17 protein-coding genes and 1 pseudogene are annotated in these 20,785 nt (G+C 65.6%); 10 read left to right on the forward strand and 8 right to left on the reverse strand.

What is annotated here, in order from left to right:
* Positions 1-278: 278 nt before the first annotated feature.
* A pseudogene (locus ACZ9C1_RS14855) lies at positions 279-1,160 on the forward strand (methyl-accepting chemotaxis protein); the annotation flags it as partial.
* A 198-nt stretch (positions 1,161-1,358) separates the two neighbouring features.
* Complete coding sequence (locus tag ACZ9C1_RS14860) at positions 1,359-2,063, forward strand: methyl-accepting chemotaxis protein (RefSeq protein ID WP_371918342.1); 705 nt, start codon at positions 1,359-1,361, stop codon at positions 2,061-2,063.
* 154 nt (positions 2,064-2,217) lie between these two features.
* On the opposite strand, the gene ggt is transcribed toward ACZ9C1_RS14860, so the two are convergent.
* The 3 genes from ggt to mdaB form a co-directional block, all read right to left on the reverse strand.
* On the reverse strand, positions 2,218-3,885 hold the full coding sequence (gene ggt, locus ACZ9C1_RS14865; RefSeq protein WP_160290628.1) for a gamma-glutamyltransferase: 1,668 nt from the start codon (positions 3,883-3,885) through the stop codon (positions 2,218-2,220).
* Between the two features lie 118 nt (positions 3,886-4,003).
* On the reverse strand, positions 4,004-4,900 hold the full coding sequence (locus ACZ9C1_RS14870) for a LysR family transcriptional regulator (RefSeq protein WP_046854125.1): 897 nt from the start codon (positions 4,898-4,900) through the stop codon (positions 4,004-4,006).
* Between the two features lie 199 nt (positions 4,901-5,099).
* Positions 5,100-5,690, reverse strand: a complete 591-nt coding sequence (gene mdaB / locus ACZ9C1_RS14875; protein WP_023631586.1) for an NADPH:quinone oxidoreductase MdaB — start codon at positions 5,688-5,690, stop codon at positions 5,100-5,102.
* 157 nt (positions 5,691-5,847) lie between these two features.
* Between mdaB and ACZ9C1_RS14880 the strand changes: the two genes are divergently transcribed.
* Positions 5,848-6,162 carry a putative quinol monooxygenase gene (locus ACZ9C1_RS14880; protein ID WP_457378755.1) on the forward strand — a complete coding sequence of 105 codons (315 nt, stop codon included), beginning with the start codon at positions 5,848-5,850 and terminating at the stop codon, positions 6,160-6,162.
* Here ACZ9C1_RS14880 and ACZ9C1_RS14885 read toward each other — a convergent pair.
* Positions 6,152-6,916 (reverse strand): sulfite exporter TauE/SafE family protein, encoded by a 765-nt coding sequence (locus tag ACZ9C1_RS14885; RefSeq protein ID WP_476254125.1) that lies wholly within the window; start codon positions 6,914-6,916, stop codon positions 6,152-6,154. The genes ACZ9C1_RS14880 and ACZ9C1_RS14885 overlap by 11 nt on opposite strands.
* 78 nt (positions 6,917-6,994) lie before the next feature.
* On the opposite strand from ACZ9C1_RS14885, the gene ACZ9C1_RS14890 reads away from it, so the two are divergent.
* The gene (locus ACZ9C1_RS14890) at positions 6,995-7,882 is read left to right on the forward strand and encodes a LysR family transcriptional regulator (protein ID WP_277502118.1); all 888 of its coding nucleotides are present in this window, start codon (positions 6,995-6,997) and stop codon (positions 7,880-7,882) included.
* A gap of 98 nt (positions 7,883-7,980) precedes the next feature.
* On the opposite strand, the gene speA is transcribed toward ACZ9C1_RS14890, so the two are convergent.
* From speA to ACZ9C1_RS14910, 4 genes are all read right to left on the reverse strand, one after another.
* Complete coding sequence (speA, locus tag ACZ9C1_RS14895) at positions 7,981-9,894, reverse strand: arginine decarboxylase (RefSeq protein ID WP_023631655.1); 1,914 nt, start codon at positions 9,892-9,894, stop codon at positions 7,981-7,983.
* A 152-nt stretch (positions 9,895-10,046) separates the two neighbouring features.
* On the reverse strand, positions 10,047-10,418 hold the full coding sequence (locus ACZ9C1_RS14900) for a translation initiation factor Sui1 (RefSeq protein WP_023631654.1): 372 nt from the start codon (positions 10,416-10,418) through the stop codon (positions 10,047-10,049).
* Between the two features lie 184 nt (positions 10,419-10,602).
* On the reverse strand, positions 10,603-11,139 hold the full coding sequence (locus ACZ9C1_RS14905; RefSeq protein WP_102684473.1) for an NUDIX hydrolase: 537 nt from the start codon (positions 11,137-11,139) through the stop codon (positions 10,603-10,605).
* A 1-nt stretch (position 11,140) separates the two neighbouring features.
* Entirely contained in the window at positions 11,141-12,208 is a 1,068-nt protein-coding gene (locus ACZ9C1_RS14910) for a DUF2333 family protein (protein WP_102684474.1), read from the reverse strand.
* A 249-nt stretch (positions 12,209-12,457) separates the two neighbouring features.
* Here ACZ9C1_RS14910 and ACZ9C1_RS14915 point away from each other — a divergent pair, with 249 nt between their 5' ends.
* The 6 genes from ACZ9C1_RS14915 (at position 12,458) to accC (ending at position 20,774) form a co-directional block, all read left to right on the forward strand.
* The gene (locus ACZ9C1_RS14915) at positions 12,458-14,074 is read left to right on the forward strand and encodes a diguanylate cyclase (RefSeq protein ID WP_277502120.1); all 1,617 of its coding nucleotides are present in this window, start codon (positions 12,458-12,460) and stop codon (positions 14,072-14,074) included.
* 458 nt (positions 14,075-14,532) lie between these two features.
* Positions 14,533-16,278: a methyl-accepting chemotaxis protein gene (locus ACZ9C1_RS14920; RefSeq protein WP_476254578.1), complete on the forward strand. Its 1,746-nt coding sequence runs from the start codon at positions 14,533-14,535 to the stop codon at positions 16,276-16,278.
* 168 nt (positions 16,279-16,446) lie between these two features.
* Positions 16,447-18,204, forward strand: coding sequence for a protein-disulfide reductase DsbD (locus ACZ9C1_RS14925; RefSeq protein WP_476254126.1), 1,758 nt, complete (start codon positions 16,447-16,449; stop codon positions 18,202-18,204).
* Positions 18,205-18,382: 178 nt separating this feature from the next.
* Positions 18,383-18,835 (forward strand): type II 3-dehydroquinate dehydratase, encoded by a 453-nt coding sequence (gene aroQ, locus ACZ9C1_RS14930; protein ID WP_011535870.1) that lies wholly within the window; start codon positions 18,383-18,385, stop codon positions 18,833-18,835.
* A 101-nt stretch (positions 18,836-18,936) separates the two neighbouring features.
* The gene (accB, locus tag ACZ9C1_RS14935) at positions 18,937-19,401 is read left to right on the forward strand and encodes an acetyl-CoA carboxylase biotin carboxyl carrier protein (RefSeq protein WP_046854115.1); all 465 of its coding nucleotides are present in this window, start codon (positions 18,937-18,939) and stop codon (positions 19,399-19,401) included.
* A gap of 17 nt (positions 19,402-19,418) precedes the next feature.
* Complete coding sequence (accC, locus tag ACZ9C1_RS14940; protein ID WP_102684478.1) at positions 19,419-20,774, forward strand: acetyl-CoA carboxylase biotin carboxylase subunit; 1,356 nt, start codon at positions 19,419-19,421, stop codon at positions 20,772-20,774.
* The last annotated feature ends 11 nt before the right edge of the window (positions 20,775-20,785 follow it).

Here is a 20,785-nt window from a genome sequence, read left to right on the forward strand (position 1 = left end):
ACAAGTTACAAATTTGCTGAAAAAGCGTTTCAGCTTCTCCCCTCTTTGCCGATAAGTCCTACACAAATCTGCGGGCTATCTGACAACAACAACGCCCAGCTTTTGAGATCAAGTGAGCGAAATCATTCTCTGGGAGAGCGTGCATGAACAGTTGGTTCGCCAATATCAGCGTCAACCTCAAACTCGGCCTGGGCTTCGGCCTGGTCCTGGTCCTGACCGGCCTGCTGGCCCTGACCGGCTGGAACAGCCTGGGCAGCCTTATCGACCGCAGCAACTGGATGAGCGACATCACCCAGCTCAACAGTGACCTGACCAACCTGCGCGTGGCCCGTCTGCAGTGGATGCTGACCAACGGCGACGACGCCTCGGCGGCCAACGTCCAGGCCAAGCTCGACGCCTTCGGCAGCCAGCAGCAGCACCTGGTCAACACCTTCAAGAGCCCCGAAAACCTCAAGCTGCTGCGCGAGCAGGGCCAGAGCATCAGCGAATACCGGGTTTCGCTGGAAAAGATGCGCCAGGGCTACAAGACCACCCTCGCAGCCCGCGAGTCGATGAACCAGGCCGCGGCCCGCGCCAATGACGCCATCGAGGCGATCAGCAGCACCGTGCTGTCCAGCAGCGAAAGCGACGCCAGCCGCCTGGCCCAGTACCTGCTGATCAGCAAGGCCAAGCAGCAGCTGGTGCAAGTGCGCCTGGACGTGCGCAGCTACATCGCCGACCTGACCAGCGAAGCCGAGCAGGCCGCCCTGCGCCAGCTGGAAAACGCCCTCAACGAAATCGACAGCCTCAAGCGCCAGCTGCCGGCCGAAGCCTCGCGCATCCAGCAATTCGAAAGCGCCGTGCTCGCCTACCGCGACGCCGTGCGTCAGTTCCGCGACGCCACTGCCGCCATTGGCGTGGCCCGTGCTGAAATGACCGTGCAGGGCGCCGACATCGTCAAGCGCAGCGACGAGCTGTACAAGATCCAGATCGAGCGCCGTGACGCCGAAAGCGTCCAGGCCCGCAGCCTGCAGACTTCCGCCACCCTGCTGGCGCTGCTGGTCGGCGTGCTCGCCGCGTTCATCATCACCCGCCAGATCACCCGCCCGCTGCGCGAGACCATGGACGTGGTCAACCGCATCGCCAGCGGCGACCTCACCCAGCAACTGCGCGTCACCCGCCGCGACGAACTGGGTGCCCTGCAGCAAGGCATCGCACGCATGGGCACCACCCTGCGTGACCTGATCACCGGCATCCGCGACGGCGTGACCCAGATCGCCAGCGCCGCCGAGGAGCTGTCGGCGGTGACCGAGCAGACCAGCGCCGGCGCCAACAGCCAGAAGGTCGAGACCGACCAGGTGGCCACCGCCATGCACGAAATGGCCGCCACCGTGCAGGAAGTCGCGCGCAACGCCGAACAAGCCTCCCATGCCGCGACCAACGCCGACGACGAAGCCCGTGTTGGCGACAAGGTAGTGGGTGAAGCGATCAGCCAGATCGAGCGCCTGGCCCACGAAGTGCACCGTTCCACCGAGGCCATGACCCTGCTGCAGCAGGAAAGCCAGAAGATCGGCAGCGTCATGGACGTGATCAAGTCGGTCGCCGAGCAGACCAACCTGCTGGCGCTCAACGCCGCCATCGAGGCGGCCCGTGCCGGCGAGGCCGGGCGTGGTTTCGCCGTGGTCGCCGACGAGGTGCGTGGCCTGGCCCAGCGCACCCAGCAGTCCACCGAGGAAATCGAAGGCCTGATCGCCAGCCTGCAGCACGGCACCCAGCAGGTCGCCGAGGTGATGAACGGCAGCCGCAACCTGACCGACAGCAGTGTCGAGCTGGCACGCAAGGCCGGTGGTTCGCTGGAGAGCATCACCCGTACGGTGTCGAACATCCAGTCGATGAACCAGCAGATCGCCGCCGCCGCCGAGCAGCAGAGCGCCGTGGCCGAAGAGATCAGCCGCAGCATCCTCAACGTGCGCGACGTGTCGGAACAGACCGCCGCGGCCAGCGACGAGACCGCCGCTTCCAGCGTCGAGCTGGCGCGCCTGGGTGGCCACCTGCAGACCCTGGTCAGCCAGTTCCGCGTCTGACATAGGTAACAACGGGGCCGCTGCGCGGCCCATCGCCGCGGTTCGTCGCCACGACAAGCCGGCTCCCACACCGACCGCGCTGCCTTCAAGTCAAGCGCTATCCCTGTGGAAGCCGGCTTGCCGGCGATGGGCTGCACAGCAGCCCCGACTGCTGTTACTTGACGATCATCCCCACACCACGCCCACGCGGATCAGACGCCGTCTCCAGCTTCTCGCCGGTCACCCGGATCGCCTGGATGTCGCCCATCTCCCAGCCCTGGTCCTCCAGCACGTAGCCCATCTTCTTCAGGTCGTCAGCCACCTGCCCCTTGAGCGGCGCATAGCTGTCGAAGTAGATGGTGTCCTTGGGCAGCAACTGGTGATGCACGCGCTGCGCCGCCACGGCCTTCTCCAGCGGCATGCCGAAGTCGTACAGGTTGTTCATCACCTGGAAGATCGAGGTGAAGATCCGCGAACCGCCCGGGGTGCCCAGCACCAGCACCACCTTGCCGTCACGCGCCACCAGGCTCGGGCTCATCGACGAGAGCATGCGCTTGCCCGGCGCGATGGCATTGGCGTCGCCGCCGACCACGCCAAAGGCGTTGGCCGCGCCCGGCTTGGCGCTGAAGTCGTCCATCTCGTCGTTGAGCAAGAAGCCCGCGCCCTTGACCACCACGCCGCTGCCGTAGTCGAGGTTGAGGGTGTAGGTGTTGCTCACCGCGTTGCCCTGCTTGTCGACGATGGAGAAGTGCGTAGTCTGGTGCGGCTCCAGCCCCGGTTTGACCTGGTCGGTTGCGGAAATCGCGTTCGGATTGACCTGGGCGGCACGCTTGGCCAGGTAATCCTTGGCCACCAGTTGGTCGACCGGGACCTTGGTGAAGGCCGGATCGCCGAGATAGTCGGCGCGGTCGGCGAACACGCGCTTCTCGATTTCGGCCAGCAGGTGGATGTACTTGGCAGAGTTGTGCTCGACGCCCTTGAAGTCCGCCGCGCGGTCTTCCTTGATGCCCAGCAGCTGGGCCAAGGCGACGCCGCCTGAGCTTGGCGGCGGCGCGGTGTAGACCACGTTGCCGCGCCAATTGATGGCGATCGGGTCGCGCCACACAGCCTTGTAGTCCTTGAGGTCGTCCTTGCTGATCAGGCCCTTGTCGGCCTGCATCTGCGCCACCAGCAAGTCGGCGGTCTTGCCCTGGTAGAACTCGCTGACGCCCTTGTCGGCAATGCGCTCGAGGGTCTGCGCCAGCTCCGGCTGCTTGAACAGCTCGCCGACCTTCATGCTGCCGAAGTAGTCGTTGAAGTTGGTCGCGGTCTTGAACAGACCCTGGGCGTCGTCGCGGTACTGGTACTGTTTCTGGGCAATCTTGAAACCGTTCTGCGCGTAGCCGATGGCAGGTGTCAGCAGCTCGCTCCACTTGAGCTTGCCGAACTTCTGGTGCGCCTCCCACAGCCCCATCACCGTGCCCGGCACACCGGCGGCGCGCACGCCGACCAGGCTGAGGTTCTCGATCACCTCGCCCTTGTCGTCCAGGTACATGGTCTTGGTCGCGGCCTTGGGCGCCACTTCGCGGTAGTCGAGGAAGTAGGGTTTGCCGTCGACGAACAGGGTCATGAAGCCACCGCCGCCGATGTTGCCGGCCTCGGGGTAGGTCACGGCCAGGGTGAAGGCGGTGGCGACGGCGGCGTCCACCGCGTTGCCGCCCTTCTTGAGGATGTCGGCGGCCACCTGTGCGCCATATTGATCAGGCGCGGCCACCGCGCCGCCTTCCAGCGTCACGGCAAAGGCGGAGGAGCAGCTCAGGATCGCGGCCCCGAGGGCCAGGGGCTGGAACATGACAATACGCATGCGCACTTCCTTGGTGTTGTTTTTGTTGATCAGTCATTAAGGCCGAAGCCCTGTAACTAAGCAAACACCCCGGTCGTTTCGCGCCGCCGACGGGCAGACCCTGTCGCGTTCAGGCAACTCAGCAGGCGTAGACCGCCAGCTTTTTCTGGATGAAATCGAGGAAGCACTGGATGCGCAGGGCCAGCTGGGTGTTGCGGTAGTAGACCGCGTGGATCGGCTGGCGATAGCCATTGTTGTGCTCGGCGAGGATCACGTTCAGGCGGCCGGCGCGGATGTCCTCGTGGGTCATGAAGTGCGACAGGCTGACGATGCCCTCGCCGGCGATGGCCAGCTGGCGCAGGGTCTCGCCGCTCGAGGCGACCAGCTGCGGGCGGATCGCCCAGCGGTCACCCTGGGCATGGCGCAGTGGCCACTGGTTGAGCGACTCGAGGGAGCTGAAGCCGAGCAGGCAATGGGCCTCGAGGTCCTCGACCCGCTGCGGCGTGCCATGCCGGGCCAGGTAGTCGGGGCTGGCAAGCACCTGCACCGGGCTGCAGCCGAGCGAACGGGCGTGCAGGCTGGAGTCGGCCAGTTCGCCGATGCGGATGGCCACGTCGGTGCTCTGCTCCAGCAGGTCGATGATCAGGTCGTCGGTGTTCAGCTCCAGCTCGATGCCGGGGTACTGCTGACGGAACTCGCCGATCCACGGCAGGATCGCGTGCAGCATGAACGGCGCGGCGGCGTTGATGCGCAGGCGCCCGGTCGGGGTCTGGCGGTTCAGCGACAGGCGCTCTTCCATGTCGTCCATCTGCTCGAGGATCGCCCGAGCGCGCTCCAGGAAGAAGCGCCCTTCCTCGGTCAGGTCCATGCGCCGCGTGGTGCGGTTGACCAGCGTGGTGCCGAGCTTGCCCTCCAGGCGCGACAGGGTGCGGCTGACTGCGGAGGGCGTCTGGCCGATCTGCTCCGCGGCGGCGGAGATCGAGCCGCTGTCGATGACGGCGACAAATACCTGGAGTTCTTCGGATCGGGTTTTCACGCGGATGGCCTTGGCAGGTGGATGCCGTGATTCATAGCGGTTGGGCAGCAACCGCGCAAGGGGCCGCTACGCGTCCCTTTCGCCGGCAAGCCGGCTCCCACACCGTGCGCCTCAGCCTTGAGCCATGCGCCATTTTGTGGGAGCCGGCTTGCCGGCGAGAGGCCCGTGCAGGAACACCAAGACAGTTGGAGCCGCACTGTCATTGAGCCTTGCCAAACACCTGGTCCAGATGCTGCTCATAAGCCGCCAGCGCCGCTGGCACATCCGGCCGCTTCATCACATCGACGGCGAGGAAGGTCGGCAACCCGCTCATGCCGAGGAACTGGTTGGCCTTGTGGAACGGGAAATACACCGCGTCCACGCCCTTGCCCTCGAAGAAATCGCTGGGGTCATCGAACGCCTGCTGCGGCGCGTTCCAGGTCAGCGACAGCATGTATTGCTTGCCCTGCACCAGGCCACCGCTGCCGTACTTCTGCGAGGCGTCGGAGCGGGTACGGCCATCATTGGCGTACAGGCTGCCGTGGCCGGCGGTGAACACATCGTCGATGTACTTCTTCACGGTCCATGGCGCGCCCATCCACCAACCCGGCATCTGGTAGATCACCACGTCCGCCCAGAGGAATTTCTCCACCTCGGCCTGGACGTCGTAACCGCCGTCGATGAAGGTTTCCCTCACATCGAAACCGGCGCGGTCCAGATGGGCCAGTGCGGCATCGTGCAGGGTCTGGTTGAGACGGCCGTCGGAATGGGCGAAGCGTTTACCGCCGTTGAGCAGGAGAATCTTTTTCATGGGAGGGTCAGCCCTGTAAGTGAAGTTGCCGGCAGGTTAGGCAACCGGGCGCCGGGGAAACAGCCAGGGCTGGGCAAAATTCTTTTGCCTGCAAATCACGAATGGCAAACATATTGTTGATTTAGAATTTGCTCACTCCCCTTACAGAGCGTTTCCCATGACCGAGCAATACGCCTTCATCCTCAAAGCCAAGACCCGCCCGGAGCAGGCCGAGGCCTTCGAACAGCTGTTCCGTCCATACGTGGAGCCGAGCCGCCAGGAACCGGGCTGCATCGAGTACCACATGCTGCGCGACAAGGCAGACCCGAGCCTGTTCGTGTTTTTCGAGGTGTGGGCCAGCAAGGACGCGCTGGACGTGCATTCGGCACTGCCGCATATGCGTGCATTCTTCGATAAACGCATGGATTACCTGGAGCGCGATTTCGACATCCAGATGATCGACATGCTCAGCGCTTCGTCCGCTAGCCGTTGACCAGCAGGTGCCCGCCCAGCAGCGCAAGGCCGATGAGGAAGCAGCGCTTGAACAGCGCTGCGCCGATCCGCCCGCGCAGCCACTGACCAGCGAACATGCCCAATAACGCCGGGGCCAGCACCAGCAGTGAAGCCCCCAGGGCTTGGCCACCCAGGGCATCCTGCCCGGCCAGGCCGACCGCCAGGGCCAGGGTCGAGACGGTGAACGACAGGCCCAGCGCCTGGACCAGCTCGTCGCGGCTCAGGCCCAGGCCCTGCAGGTAGGGCACCGCGGGCATGACGAACACACCGGTGGCGGCCGTCACCACACCGGTGAGTAACCCGCAGAGCGGCCCCAGCCAGGGCTCCCTGGCCGGGGCCACGCGCAGCCCTGGGCCGACCAGCCCATAGAGGGCATAGACCAGCAACGCGGCGCCCAGGCCATGGGCCGCCCACGGACCGCTGTCGATCCCCAGCCAGGCGCTGCCAAGCAAGGTGCCGATAAAGATCATCGCCAGCATCCCGCCCAGGCGGCGCAGCAGCGCGATCAGATGGCCGCCGGCCGCCAGCTGCCAGAGGTTGGTCAAGGTCGATGGCACGATCAGCAGCGCCGCTGCCTGTGCCGGGGGCATAGCCAGGCCAAGCAAGCCCATGGCAACGGTCGGCAACCCGAGGCCGATGACGCCCTTGACCGCGCCGGCCAGGAAGAAGGTCAGGATCACCAGCAATGACAGCGCCGGACCGATGTTCTGATAAAACGCCAGGAAGGTATTCATGACCGCCATCCTGCCGTGCGGCCAGCACGCTGAAAATCTGCCATATACTCAGGCAGACTCTTGCCAGGACAGAGGCAGATGCATTTCGACCTGATCGACCTCAAGCTGTTCCAGCACACCCTCGAAAGCGGCAACATCACCGCTGGCGCCCGGCGCAGCCACCTCTCGCTGCCGGCCGCCAGTGCGCGCATTCGCGCCATGGAAGCCTCGCTGGGCATACCCTTGCTCGAACGCAACCGCCGCGGCGTGCTGCCCACGCCCGCCGGCCAAGCCCTGCTGCAGCATGCGCGGCTGATCGCGCAGCAGGTCGAGCGCCTGCAATTCGACCTCGGGCACTATGCCCAGGGCCTGCACGGCCAGGTGCGCCTGCTGTGCAACACGGCGGCGCTGACCGAGTACCTGCCGGAGCTGCTGGCCGGCTACCTGGCCGAGCAGCCGGGGGTGAGCGTGGATATCCAGGAACTGCCCAGCCTGCATATCGTCCAGGCAATCAGCCAGGGCATGGCGGACCTGGGCATCGTCTCGAATGCCGCGCCCTGCGCAACCCTGCAGACGCGACCGTTTCGCGACGATCCGCTAGTGCTGGTGATGCCGCACGAGCACCCGCTGGCCGCCAGCGACCGGGCAGACTTCAACGCCAGCCTTGGCCATGGGTATGTGGGGCTGGGTGCCGACAGCGCCCTGGCGCTGCATCTCGAAGAGCAGGCCCTGCGCCTGGGAAGACGGATGCAGGTGCGCGTTCGCGCCGAAGGATTCGATGGGGTGATCAGGATGGTCGGAGGTGGCGCGGGGGTGGCCGTGGTCCCGCTGACCTCGGTGCGACGCTGGGAGCACAGCTTGCCGCTGCGCTGGGTCGCCTTGCAGGAGGCCTGGGCGAAGCGCAGCTTGCTGCTGTGCTCGCGGGATTTCAGTGCATTGCCTGGCTACGCCGCCTTGCTTGTCGAACACTTGGGCAACAAAGCCTGAAGGCTGCCGCCACAGGTGATCAACCGTGGCGGCAGCCGTGTGCCTGAGGGCCGCGCGGCGGCACCTGTGCCAAAGGGCCGCGCGGCGGCCCAGTACGATCAGGACGACAGGTACGAGGAGCGGGTCAACCCCAGGCGCAGCGCGTCGAGGTACTGGGTACGCTCGCGGGCGGTGATCCTGGCGCTGGCGACCTTGTCGCGGTAGTGGGTCATCAACTCCTCCGGCGACAGGTGCACGTAGCGCAGCATGTCCTCGATGGTGTCGTGGGTCTCGATACCGGCGTGGTACACGCTGCCATCGGCGTTCTGGTAGATGTTCACCGAGTCGGTGTCACCGAACAGGTTGTGCATGTCGCCGAGGATCTCCTGGTAGGCACCGACCAGGAACACGCCGAGCAGGTAGTCCTCGCCTTCCTTGACCGCGTGCACCGGCATGCTGGTCTCGATGCTCTGCTCGTCGACGTACTGGTTGATCTTGCCGTCGGAGTCGCAGGTCAGGTCCTGCAGCACGGCACGGCGCAGCGGCTCTTCGTCCAGGCGGTGCAGCGGGATGATCGGCAGTACCTGGCCGATGGCCCAGGTGTCCGGCAGGCTCTGGAACACCGAGAAGTTGCAGATGTACTTGTCGGCGAGCTTGTCGTTGAGTTCGTCCAGCACCTGGCGGTGCGAGCGCTGGCGGGCCTTGAGCGAGTTGTGCAGGCGACGGCACACGGCGAAGTAGCACTGCTCGGCCAGGGCCTTCTCGGCCAGGGTCAGCTTGCCGTCGGCGTACTGCGCGGCCACGTCGCCCATGTAGTGGGTGGCGCGCCAGTAGGTCTCGGTGACCATCTCGATATCGGTCGGGCCGAGCAGGTCGGCCAGCCACTGCACGGTCTCGGGCAGGCTTTCCTTGTTTTCGATGGTCGGCACTTCGTCGTTGTGGCTCTCGACGTCGGTCACCTGGATCACCAGCATGGCGTGGTGCGCGGTGAGCGAGCGGCCACTCTCGGAGAAGATGTGCGGGTGCGGCAGGCCCTGCGCGTCGCAGAACTCCTTGAGCATCCCGACCACCACGCCGGCGTAGTCGTCCATGTCGTAGTTGATCGAGCTGGCGTTGCGCGAGTGGGTGCCGTCGTAGTCGACGCCCAGGCCGCCACCGACATCAATGTGATCGACCGGCAGGCCCAGGGCGCGCAATTCGCCGTAGTAGCGGATGGCTTCCTTGAAGCCGTGCTGGTAGTCGGCCAGGTTGGCGATCTGCGAGCCCATGTGGAAGTGCAGCAGGCGGATGCCCTGGTCGAGCCCGGCGTCACGGAAACGCTGCACCACCGAGATCAGCTGGGCGGCGGACAGGCCGAACTTGGATTTCTCGCCGCCGGTGTCGGCCCACTTGCTCGACGCCAGCGACGACAGGCGCACGCGCAGGCCGACCTGTGGCTTGACCTTGAGCTCCGCGGCCTCTTCGATCACCAGGGCGACCTCGGACTCCTTCTCGATCACGATGAACACGTTGTGGCCGAGCTTCTGGCCCATCAGCGCCAGACGGATGAATTCGCGGTCCTTGTAGCCGTTGCAGACGATGGTGCCGCCCTTCGGCGCCAGCGCCAGCACCGCCAGCAGCTCGGGCTTGGAGCCGGCTTCCAGGCCGATGGAGACGTTCTGGGTGGCGATGATGTTCTCGACCACCGCTTCCTGCTGGTTGACCTTGATCGGGTACAGCGCGGTGTACTGGCTCTGGTACTCGAGGCGCGCGATGTTGGCATCGAAGGCGCCGGTCAGCTGGCGCACGCGGTCCTGCAGGATGTCGGGGAAACGCACCAGCAGCGGCAGCGACAGGCCGCTCTGGCGCAGTTCCTGGACCTGTTCGAAGAGGTCGATCGGCGCGCTGTCCGGGCCGTTGGGGCGCACTTCGACGCGCCCGGCGTCATTGATGGCGAAATAACCTGCGCCCCAATGGCGGATGCCATAAACACTGCGGCTGTCGGCCACGGTCCACTGGCTACCATCGTCTTTGCGTGTGCGTCGTACGGACATTCAAGTCCCCTGTATGAAAAGTCGAAACACTGCCCCACCTCGGGGCGCTGGCAGTGTAAATACTGAAAATGACGATTCTTCCGTGTCAGGCATAGACCCTGCCCACAGGAACGAGTTTAGAAAGCGCTGGGCAAAAAATCGCGCGGCTGCACTCAGCCGCCGGATTTCTTCGCCTTGAAACCCTGCTTGATCAGCTCGGCGAGCAACAGCTCGACGTGATCGCCCTGGATTTCAATGACCCCATCCTTGAGCGCGCCACCGGTGCCGCAGCGACGCTTGAGCGTGCTGGCGAGCTCCTTGAGCGGTTCCAGGGCCAGGGGGACGCCCGTGATGGTGGTCACCGTCTTGCCGCCACGGCCTTTGCTTTCACGGCGCACGCGGGCAATGCCATCCCCCTCGGGGATGACCTGCTGCTTGCAGATACAGTCGTCCACCGGTTTGCTGCAGTCGGGACAGTGCCGACCGGCATCGGTGGAAAAGACGAGACCGCCCAGGGCGGAAAAGGAAGAAGCTTTCTTGGCCACTTTTGTTCCTCTGTGCCGAGGACAAAAAACTGGTCGGCGGGAGCCGACCGCGATGCCCCACTCTGGCAGGGGCGGCGCTACTGCCGCAAGGTTGTGCGGCAGCCCGAAAAGGGCGCGCAGTGTAACGATAAATCTGCCTGTTGCTAAGTACAGGATTGCGCCATTTTACAAATGTTTTGCGACCTCATCGCAGGGCAACCTGATAGCGCTGCAGCGCCACCAGCGAGTCCGGGCAATACGGCAGCGTCGCACTTTCCGCCAGGGCCTGCTCTACACTGATGAACCGCGCCTCGCTGACCTCCTCGGGCTGCAGGCGCAACGCCCCGTCCCATACCGCGGAAAACACCGCGCCCCACAGGCGGTTACCCGGCTGCTCGAAGTAGAACGTCTCGTGGAAGCGCAGCTCGACGCCGCTCACCCCCAGTTCCTCCGCCAGCTCCCGGGCCGCCGATTCGGCATAGGACTCCTGCACCCCGACCATTCCCCCCGCCGCCACATCCCAGTAACCGGGATATAGCGCTTTGCTCAGGGTCCGCCGGTGCACGCACAGGTCGCCCGCGCTGTTGAACAGCAGGATGAAGGTACAGCGCCCGATCAGGCCACGCTCACGCAATTCTGCCCGTGGCAGGGCGCCGAGCAATTGGTCATGCTCATCGACCCAGGCCACCAGCTCGGCGTCGGAGGCCGCGCGGTGCGCGACCTCGGCAGGATTGACCGGCATCTCAGCCCTGGGACAGCAGTTGGCGCAGGTCGATGACCGCGGCGTTGGCCCGGGAGATGTAGTTGGCCATCACCAGCGAGTGGTTGGCCCACATGCCAAAACCGCTGCCGTTGAGCACCATCGGGCTCCACAGCGCTTCCTGCGAGGCTTCCAGCTCGCGGATGATCTGCCGCACGCTGACCGTGGCGTTCTTCTTCGCCAGCACGTCGGCGAAATCGACCTCGATGGCGCGCAGCAGGTGCGACAGCGCCCAGGCCTGGCCACGGGCTTCGTAGAACACGTTGTCGATCTGCAGCCATGGAGTCTCGACCACTTCCTCGTCGACCTGCGGCGCCTGACCCGGGGCCACGGACTCGGTCTTCAGGGTGTTGTTGAGCTTGACCCGGCCGACACTGGCCGACAGGCGCTGCGACAGCGAGCCCAGGCGGGTGGCGACGTCGCCCAGCCAGTTGTTCAGGTTGTCGGCGCGGGTGTAGAAGATCGCGCCCTGATCGCCCTTGGCCAGGCGCACCTGGTAGCGGTTCAGCGACTTGATGCCCTCTTCGAACTCCGACTCGCTCGACGGCAGGATCCAGCTCTTGTTGTCGAAGTTGAAGCGCGGTTCGGCCTTGGCCAGGTCGGCATCCTCGGTCGATTGCGACTGCGAACGGGCGAAGTCCTTGCGCAAGGCGCGGGACAGGTCACGCACCTGGACCAGCACGCCGTATTCCCAGCTCGGCATGTTGTCCATCCACAGCCCTGGCGGGAAGCGATCGTTGGAGATGTAACCACCCGGCTTGTCGAGCAGGGTGCCGGCGACGGTCTTGAGGGTTTCGATGGTGGTGTAGCCAACCACCATCTGCTGGCCGTTGCGCTCGGCGGCGGCCTGGGCATTCTGCTGCACCGGGAACAGCTCGGGCTCCTGGCTCCAGTACCAGCCCAGGCCGATGCACACCAGCAGGTAGAGGCCGATCAGGGTGCCCAGGGCACGGCTCCAGAGGCCGCCAACGTAGCTACGGGTAGCGGCGCCGCGGGTTTCGACCCGCTCACGGGGCTCGGCCTTGGCCTCGCGGTTTTTCCAATCCAGCATGGCATTGTCCTTAATCAGTCACGAACGGTTCAGGGTTTGGACCACAGGCCTCGGCCAGGGTGCCACGACAAACCCAGGTGGCAGCACTATAAAGCAGACGCCGCCATTCGTATAAGCGACCAACAGGTCAGCAACTGAATTACCGTCCCTTAACACTTTGTTGACCCGAGGCACTCGCTTGTCGGAAAAGCAGTGCTAGCATAGAGCCATCATTGAACCTGCACCCTCCCACTCATAAGTAGTCAGGACATGACCCAGCCAGCCGAGCCGAGCCACGAACGCCTCAAGCAGCATTTTGCCCAGCGGGTGATCCACCAGGCCCGGCAGATCCTCGAGATCTGGCAGCGCCTGCAGCGTGGCGAGTGGTCCAGCGGCGACCTGGGCGAGCTGTGCGAGGCCAACCTGCGCCTGCAGCGCTATGCCGAACGCTTCGAGCAGCCGGAGCATGGCAGCCTGTCAACGGCCATCGGCCAGACCCTGCGCGCCATCGAAGCCAACAGCGCGCGCCTGAACTCAGAACTGATCAGCGAACTCAACCGCCTGATGCAGCGCCTGTCGCGCACCGGCCTGCGCAAGGGCGACCAACTCGACAATGTGCCCCTGCCGCCGCTGCGCAAACCGGTGTACATCGTGCTGCAGGACCATGAGCGCGCCGAACGCCTGGCCCAGCAACTGGAGTTCTTCGGCCTCACCGTGCAGGCGCTGTGCAGCGCCGAGGCGTTCCAGGCATCGATGAGCGAGCGCCTGCCGTCGGCGATCGTCATGGACGTCGACTTCACCGGCACCGGTATCGGCCTGCAACTGGCGGCCCAGGCCCAGCAAGGCCTGGAGCAGCCGGTGCCGCTGCTGTTCTTCTGCTTGCATGAAACCGACACCCCGACCCGCCTGGCCGCGGTACGCGCCGGCGGCCAGGAGTTCCTCACCGGCACCCTGGATGCTTCCAGCCTGCTGGAAAAACTCGAACTGCTGACCAGCGCCACCCAGTACGACCCGTTCCGCGTGCTGGTGATCGACGACTCCCGCGCCCAGGCCCTGCACACCGAGCGCCTGCTCAACAGCGCCGGGATCATCACCCGCACCCTCACCGAGCCGATCCGCACCATGAGCGAGCTGGCGGACTTCCAGCCCGACCTGATCATCCTCGACATGTACATGCCCGCGTGCACCGGCCCGGAACTGGCCAAGGTGATCCGCCACAACGACCGCTACGTCAGCGTGCCGATCATCTACCTGTCGGCCGAGGACGACCTGGACAAGCAGCTCGACGCCATGAGCGAGGGCGGCGACGACTTCCTCACCAAGCCGATCCGCTCGCGGCACCTGGTGACCACCGTGCGCAACCGCGCCGCCCGCGCCCGCCACCTCAAGGCGCGGATGGTGCGCGACAGCCTCACAGGGCTGTACAACCACACCCACATCCTGCAACTGCTCGAGGATTGCAGTTTCCGCGCCCGCCGCGAGGTGCAGCCCCTGAGCTTCGCCATGCTCGACATCGACCACTTCAAGAAGATCAACGACCGCCACGGCCACCCCATGGGCGACCGGGTAATCAAGAGCCTGGCGCTGTTCCTCAAGCAGCGGCTGCGCAAGACCGACTTCATCGGCCGCTACGGTGGCGAAGAATTCGCCATCGTCATGCCCAATACCGGACTGGAAGCGGCGCACAAGGTGCTCGACGAAATCCGTCGGCGCTTTGCCGAGATCCATTACCCGGCCCAGCCCCACGATCTGCAATGCACCTTCAGCGCCGGGGTGGTGCAGCTGGACGAGCAACTCGACGCGCTGACCATGGCCAGCGCCGCGGACGAGGCGCTGTACCGCGCCAAGCACGCCGGGCGCAACTGCGTGGTGCGGGTCGAGCCTTAGCTCATCGCGGGGCAAGCCCGATCCCACGAGCGAGGCCTGGGCGCCTGAATTGGCTTGCTCCATTTACGCAGAATGGCGCAAGACTCGTGGGAGCGGGCTTGCCCCGCGATGGACCAGGCACCAATACCGGCACTGTGCCACTTTTTTATGGCGCCAACCCGCCGTCGTCATCACCTCGTCACAAAATCGCAATAACTTCAGGCCCGACTTCTCCACTCCCCCTCCGCAGGAAGTTCGCGGCTATGCGCCTGAAGTGGCTGACCAATTTCAACACCCTGTTGCTGGTGACCGTGTGTATCGCCCTGGGCGCGACCCTGTGGTGGTCGCAACGCGCCCTGGAACGTCCCTATCAATTGATGGAGCGCTACCTGGGCCTGTCCCAGCAGTTCCAGAACGATGCCGCGCGCAATATCCAGGCCTACCTGGGCAGCGGCGACGCCCTGCGCCACGCGGCGGCCATGGAGGCCAACACGCAATTGCAGGCCGCCCTGGCCGACTGGCCAGAGCCCCTGTCGGCCAAGCTGCGCCCAAGCCTGGACAGCCTGCAGGGCTTCACCGCCAACGAACTGCTCGCCGCCGGCAAGCTGGCCGGCGATCCCCAGGCCTTGCTGCTGCAAGCCGAACGGGAGCTGGGGGCGAACCTCGAGCAACTGGCCGGCTATGCCCGCGACAGCGGCAGCGCCGATGCTGGCCGCTACCTGACACCGCTGCTGGAAGCCTCGCTGCACCTGGGCCGCCTGTCCCTGGCCCGCGACAAGCTGGTCAGCAGCGGCCGCGCCGAGCTGGCCGACGAAGTGGACCGCGAACTGCAACAGATCGCCGCCCAGGCCCAGGCCATCGACGGCCTGCCGCTGCTGGGGGTGACCCGCGCCGCCGAATCCAATGCCGATGACTTCGCCGCGATGATGGGCCTGGAGTCGCAAGCCAGCGCCGAGCAGGAAGACGTCGCCGTGGGCCTGAAACGCGAGCTGCACAGCCTGCTCAGCCGCTACCCTGCCGAACTGCAACGTACCCGCGAGCAGATCGAGCGCCGCGCCACCTTGGCCGCCAGCACCGGTGAGCGCCTGGAGGCGGTGCAACAGGCCATCGCCGGCCTCGAGCCCGAAGTACGCGGCCTGCACGCCACCATCGCTGGCGAGGTACGGCTGATCCAGGGCCTGATGATCGGCCTGATCCTGCTGATCGCCCTGCTCATCGACACCCTGCAGCGTCGCCTGGCACGCACCCTCACCAGCCTGGCGCCAGCGCTGTCGCGCTGGGCCGAGGGCGACTTCGCCCAGCCCATCACCCTGGGCCGCACCAACCGCGAGCTGCACGATATCCAGGAATCGCTGAACCGCCTGCGCCAGTACCTGGTGGAGCTGGTCGGCACTATCCGTCACAACGCCGAACAGGTGGCCGGCAGCAGCCATGCCTTGGCCGGCATGAGCAGCGCCCTGCACGACGGCGCCGAACGCCAGGCCGGCGACACGGCGCAGATCCGCGACGCCCTGGGCGAGCTGGAGGCGACCATCCAGCAGGTGGCCGGCGATGCCAGCTCAGCCGCCGAGGCCAGCCGCGACGCCGGCCGGGCCGTGGAGCAGGGCCAGACAGTGATCGGCCAGAGCCTGTCCGGCCTGCGCGCGCTGGTCGACGAGGTGCAAGGCAACGCCCGGATGATCGAGCAACTGGCGGAAGAGTCGGCGACCATCGGTGGCGTGCTCACGGTGATCCGGGCGATTGCCGAACAGACCAACCTGCTGGCGCTCAACGCCGCCATCGAAGCGGCCCGGGCCGGCGAGATGGGCCGTGGCTTCGCCGTGGTGGCCGACGAAGTGCGCTCGCTGGCGCAGCGCACCACTGGCGCCACTGGCGAGATCCAGGCGCTGATCGACCGCCTGCAGCAAGCCGCCCGCGATTCGGTGGACGGCATGCGCACCCAGCTGGAGCACGCCGAGGCCACGGCCAACCAGGCACAGTCGGCCGATGGCGCGCTGGACGCGATCGTCAGCGCCATCCGCACCATTTCCGACACCGCGGTGCGCATCGCCGATGTGACCGCGCAGCAGACCGGGGCGGTGAGCGAGATTCGTGATCACAGCGAGCGCATCCACGAGCTGGGCGAGGACAACCTGCAGCGTATTGGCGAAGGGCGTGAGCAGGGCGAACAGTTGCTCAAGCTGGGGGGCGAGCTGAATACGGCGGTACGGGCGTTCCGGCTCTGAAGCCATCGCGGGGCAAGTCGGGTCGCCGCACCGCTGCTCCCACGCTGGTGATGCTTGCCACTCTGCGCCCGCTGACCGGTTGGCGTGGGAGCGGGCTTGCCCCACGATGGCCCATAGCCCTGCCAAGTCCGCTATCATGCCCGCCACGTTCCACCTCGCGAGTCCGCCATGCGCCGCCTGTTTTTCCTGTTGTTCCTGCTGCTGGCCAGCCCTGCGTTCGCCAGCGGCCTGCTCGACAACCGCCCCAGCGCCACCCTCGGCGCCGCGTCCAACAGCGCCGACTTCCTGCCGGTGCACGAAGCCTTCAAGCTCAGCCTGATCGAGGCCGACGCCCAGACCGTCAAGCTGCGCTTCGTCGCCACCGACGGCTACTACCTCTACCGCCACCGCTTCCAGTTCCGCACCGAGCCTGCGGACATCAAGCTCGGCGCGCCGAACATCCCCCAGGGCGAGGCCAAGCACGACGAGTTCTTCGGCGACGTCGAGGTGTACCACGGGGTGCTCGACATCGAACTGCCGCGCAACGACGCGCGCGCCTTCACCCTGCTGGTGGGTTACCAGGGCTGCGCCGACAAGGGCCTGTGCTATCCGCCGGAAACCGAGCGGTTGAGCATCGATGGCCAAGGCGCGCCGCTGCCGGCAAGCGGCGAGCAGGGCTGGACCTGGAAGTCGCTGCTGCTGTTCTTCCTTGCCGGTGTCGGCCTGACCTTCACCCCGTGCGTGCTGCCGATGCTGCCGATCCTCTCCGGAGTGGTGCTGCGCGGCCAGGTCGGCGGCCTGCGCGGGCTGTCGCTGTCGCTGGCCTACGTGCTGCCGATGGCGGCGAGCTTCGCCGTGCTCGGCGCCCTGATGGGCCTGTTCGGCGCCGGCCTGAACCTGCAGGCGCGCCTGCAGTCGGCCTGGGTGCTGGTGCCGTTCGCCGCATTCTTCGTGCTGTTCGCCCTGGCCATGTTCGGACTTTTCGACCTCAAGCTGCCGCAGGCGCTGAGCAGCCGCCTGGACAGCCTCGCCCACCGCACCAAGGGTGGCTCGCTGCTGGGCGCCGCGGTGCTCGGCGTGCTGTCCAGCCTGCTGGTCTCACCGTGCGTGTCGGCGCCGCTGGCCGGCGCGCTGCTGTACATCAGCGCCAGCGGCGACGCGCTGGGCGGCGCCCTGAAACTGTTTACCCTGGGCCTGGGCATGGGCGCGCCGCTGTTGCTGCTCGCCACCGGTGGCGCCGCTTGGCTGCCCAAGAGCGGGCCGTGGATGAACACGGTGAAGAACGCCATCGGCGTGCTGCTGCTGGGCCTGGCCATCGGCCTGCTCAGCCGCGTGCTGCCGGGGCCCGTCACCCTGCTGCTGATCGGCCTGTTGGCCGCCGGCGTGGCGTTGTTCCTCGGCGCCCTGGAATTCGTGGTCAAGACCCCACGCCAGCGCCTGGCGCAACTGCTTGGCCTGGCGCTGTTGGTCTATGCGCTGGCCTGCTGGTATGGCGCCCTTAGCGGCCAGGGCGACCCACTGCGCCCGCTGCCGCCACCCACCGTGGCCGGCAGCCCCGCAGCGACCAAGGCCGACGCCTGGCAGACCATCACCCGCCCCGCCGCCCTCGACGCCGCCCTGGCCGAAGCCAAGGCCGCCGGCCAGCCAGTGTTGCTCGACTGGTACGCCGACTGGTGCATCAGCTGCAAGGTGATCGAGCACGAGGTGCTCAACGCGCCGCAGGTCGAGGCGCAACTCGGCGCCTTCCGCCTGCTGCGCTTCGACATCACCGAAAGCAATGCCGAACAGCGCGCCCTGCTCGACCGCTACCGCCTGTTCGGCCCGCCCGCGTTAATGTTCTTTGCGGCGAACGGCAGCGAAATGACCAGCGACCGGGTGATTGGCGAGATAAACGCCGGCGATTTTGCCCAGGTTGTGGCGCGCGTGCGCGGCCAACTCGGTCTATAACTTCCCGCAGCCTCTAGAAAAATCCGCTGGCGAGTGACCAAAGTCAGTCATCCGGTCACATACTTTGCGTGAATCTCGGACATCGTGCTGGCTATTGCCGGGAACTGGACACTCAGCGCCTGTTGCGGCATAGTCGCCGCGCTATGTCGAATTGCCCTACAAAACCAAGGAATCGCAGATGGCAACCCTACTGGTGCTGCACGGCCCCAACCTGAACCTGCTCGGGACCCGCGAACCGGGGCACTATGGCGCCGCCACCCTGGCCCAGATCAATCAGGACCTGGAGCAGCGCGCCCGCGCCGCCGGCCACCATCTGCAATACCTGCAGAGCAATGCCGAGTACGAATTGATCGACCGCATCCATGCCGCGCGCAACGAAGGCGTGGACTTCATCCTGATCAATCCGGCCGCTTTCACCCACACCAGCGTCGCATTACGTGACGCATTGCTCGCGGTGAGCATCCCATTCATCGAAGTGCACCTTTCCAACGTGCACAAACGCGAGCCGTTCCGTCACCACTCCTACTTTTCGGATGTTGCCGTAGGGGTGATCTGCGGCCTCGGAGCCACCGGTTACCGGTTGGCCCTGGAGTCCGCGCTGGAACACCTGGCTGCCAACGCACAGCCCTGATGACACAAGGCCTTGGCCCTTTCGGGCCGAGGCTCATGAAGAAACGTTTTCGACACGTTTTAAAAATACGTCCCCGACCGAACCTTGGGAGTTGCTGATTAATGGATATCCGTAAAGTCAAAAAGCTGATCGAACTGCTGGAAGAGTCCGGCATCGACGAACTGGAGATCAAGGAAGGCGAAGAGTCCGTTCGCATCAGCCGTCACAGCAAGACCCCGGCCGCCCAGCAGTTCTACGCACCCGCGCCAATGGCCGCCGCGCCTGCCGCCGCCCCGGTTGCCGCCGCTGCCGCCCCGGCCGCTGAAGCCGCTGCCGCCGCACCTGCCCTGAAAGGCACCGTGGTGCGTTCGCCGATGGTCGGCACCTTCTACCGCAAGCCTTCGCCAACTTCGCCGAACTACGCAGAAGTCGGCCAGGCCGTGAAGAAAGGCGACACCCTGTGCATCGTCGAAGCCATGAAGATGATGAACCACATCGAATCCGATATCGGCGGTGTGATCGACGCCATCCTGGTAGAAGACGGCCAGCCGGTTGAGTTCGACCAGCCGCTGTTCACCATCGTTTGATTCGCGGAGAGCCAACGATGTCTGGGAAGCTCGAAAAAGTTCTGATCGCCAACCGCGGGGAAATTGCCCTGCGGATCCTGCGTGCCTGCAAAGAGCTGGGCATCAAGACCGTCGCCGTGCACTCCACGGCCGACCGTGAACTGATGCACCTGGGCCTGGCAGACGAATCGGTCTGCATCGGCCCTGCATCGTCCAAGGAATCCTACCTGCATATCCCGGCGATCATCGCCGCCGCCGAAGTGACAGGTGCCACCGCCATCCACCCGGGCTACGGCTTCCTCGCGGAAAACGCCGATTTCGCCGAGCAGGTGGAAAACTCCGGCTACATCTTCATCGGCCCGAAAGCCGACACCATCCGCCTGATGGGCGACAAGGTGTCGGCCAAGGACGCAATGATCAAGTCGGGCGTGCCGACCGTGCCGGGCTCCGACGGCCCGCTGCCGGAAGACCCGGAAACCGCGCTGGCGATCGCCCGCGAGGTGGGTTACCCGGTGATCATCAAGGCCGCCGGTGGCGGTGGTGGTCGCGGCATGCGCGTTGTGCACAAGGAAGAAGACCTGATCGAATCGGCCAAGCTGACCCGCACCGAAGCCGGTGCCGCGTTCGGCAACCCGATGGTCTACCTGGAGAAGTTCCTGACCAACCCACGCCACGTGGAAGTGCAGGTCCTGTCCGACGGCCAGGGCAACGCCGTGCACCTGGGCGACCGTGACTGCTCGCTGCAGCGCCGTCACCAGAAAGTACTGGAAGAAGCGCCGGCCCCGGGCATCGACGAGAAGGCCCGCCAGGAAGTCTTCAAGCGTTGCGTCGACGCGTGCATCGAGATCGGCTACCGCGGTGCCGGTACCTTCGAGTTCCTGTACGAGAACGGCCGTTTCTACTTCATCGAGATGAACACCCGTGTTCAGGTGGAGCACCCGGTTTCGGAAATGGTCACCGGTATCGACATCGTCAAGGAGATGCTCAGCATCGCCGCTGGCAACAAGCTGTCGTTCCGCCAGGAAGACGTGGTGATTCGCGGCCACTCGCTGGAGTGCCGGATCAACGCCGAAGACCCGAAGAAGTTCATCCCGAGCCCAGGCAAGGTGAAGCACTTCCACGCCCCGGGCGGCAACGGCGTGCGCGTCGATTCGCACCTGTACAGCGGCTACTCGGTTCCGCCGAACTACGATTCGTTGATCGGCAAGCTGATCACCTACGGTAAGGACCGCGACGAAGCCATGGCGCGCATGCGCAATGCCCTGGACGAGATCGTCGTCGACGGCATCAAGACCAACATCCCGCTGCACCGCGACCTGGTGCGTGATGAAGGTTTCTGCAAAGGCGGCGTCAACATCCACTACCTCGAGCACAAACTGGCCAACCAGGAGTGATCGCGTTAGCG

This window comes from Pseudomonas sp. TE21435 (genome assembly GCF_056279265.1).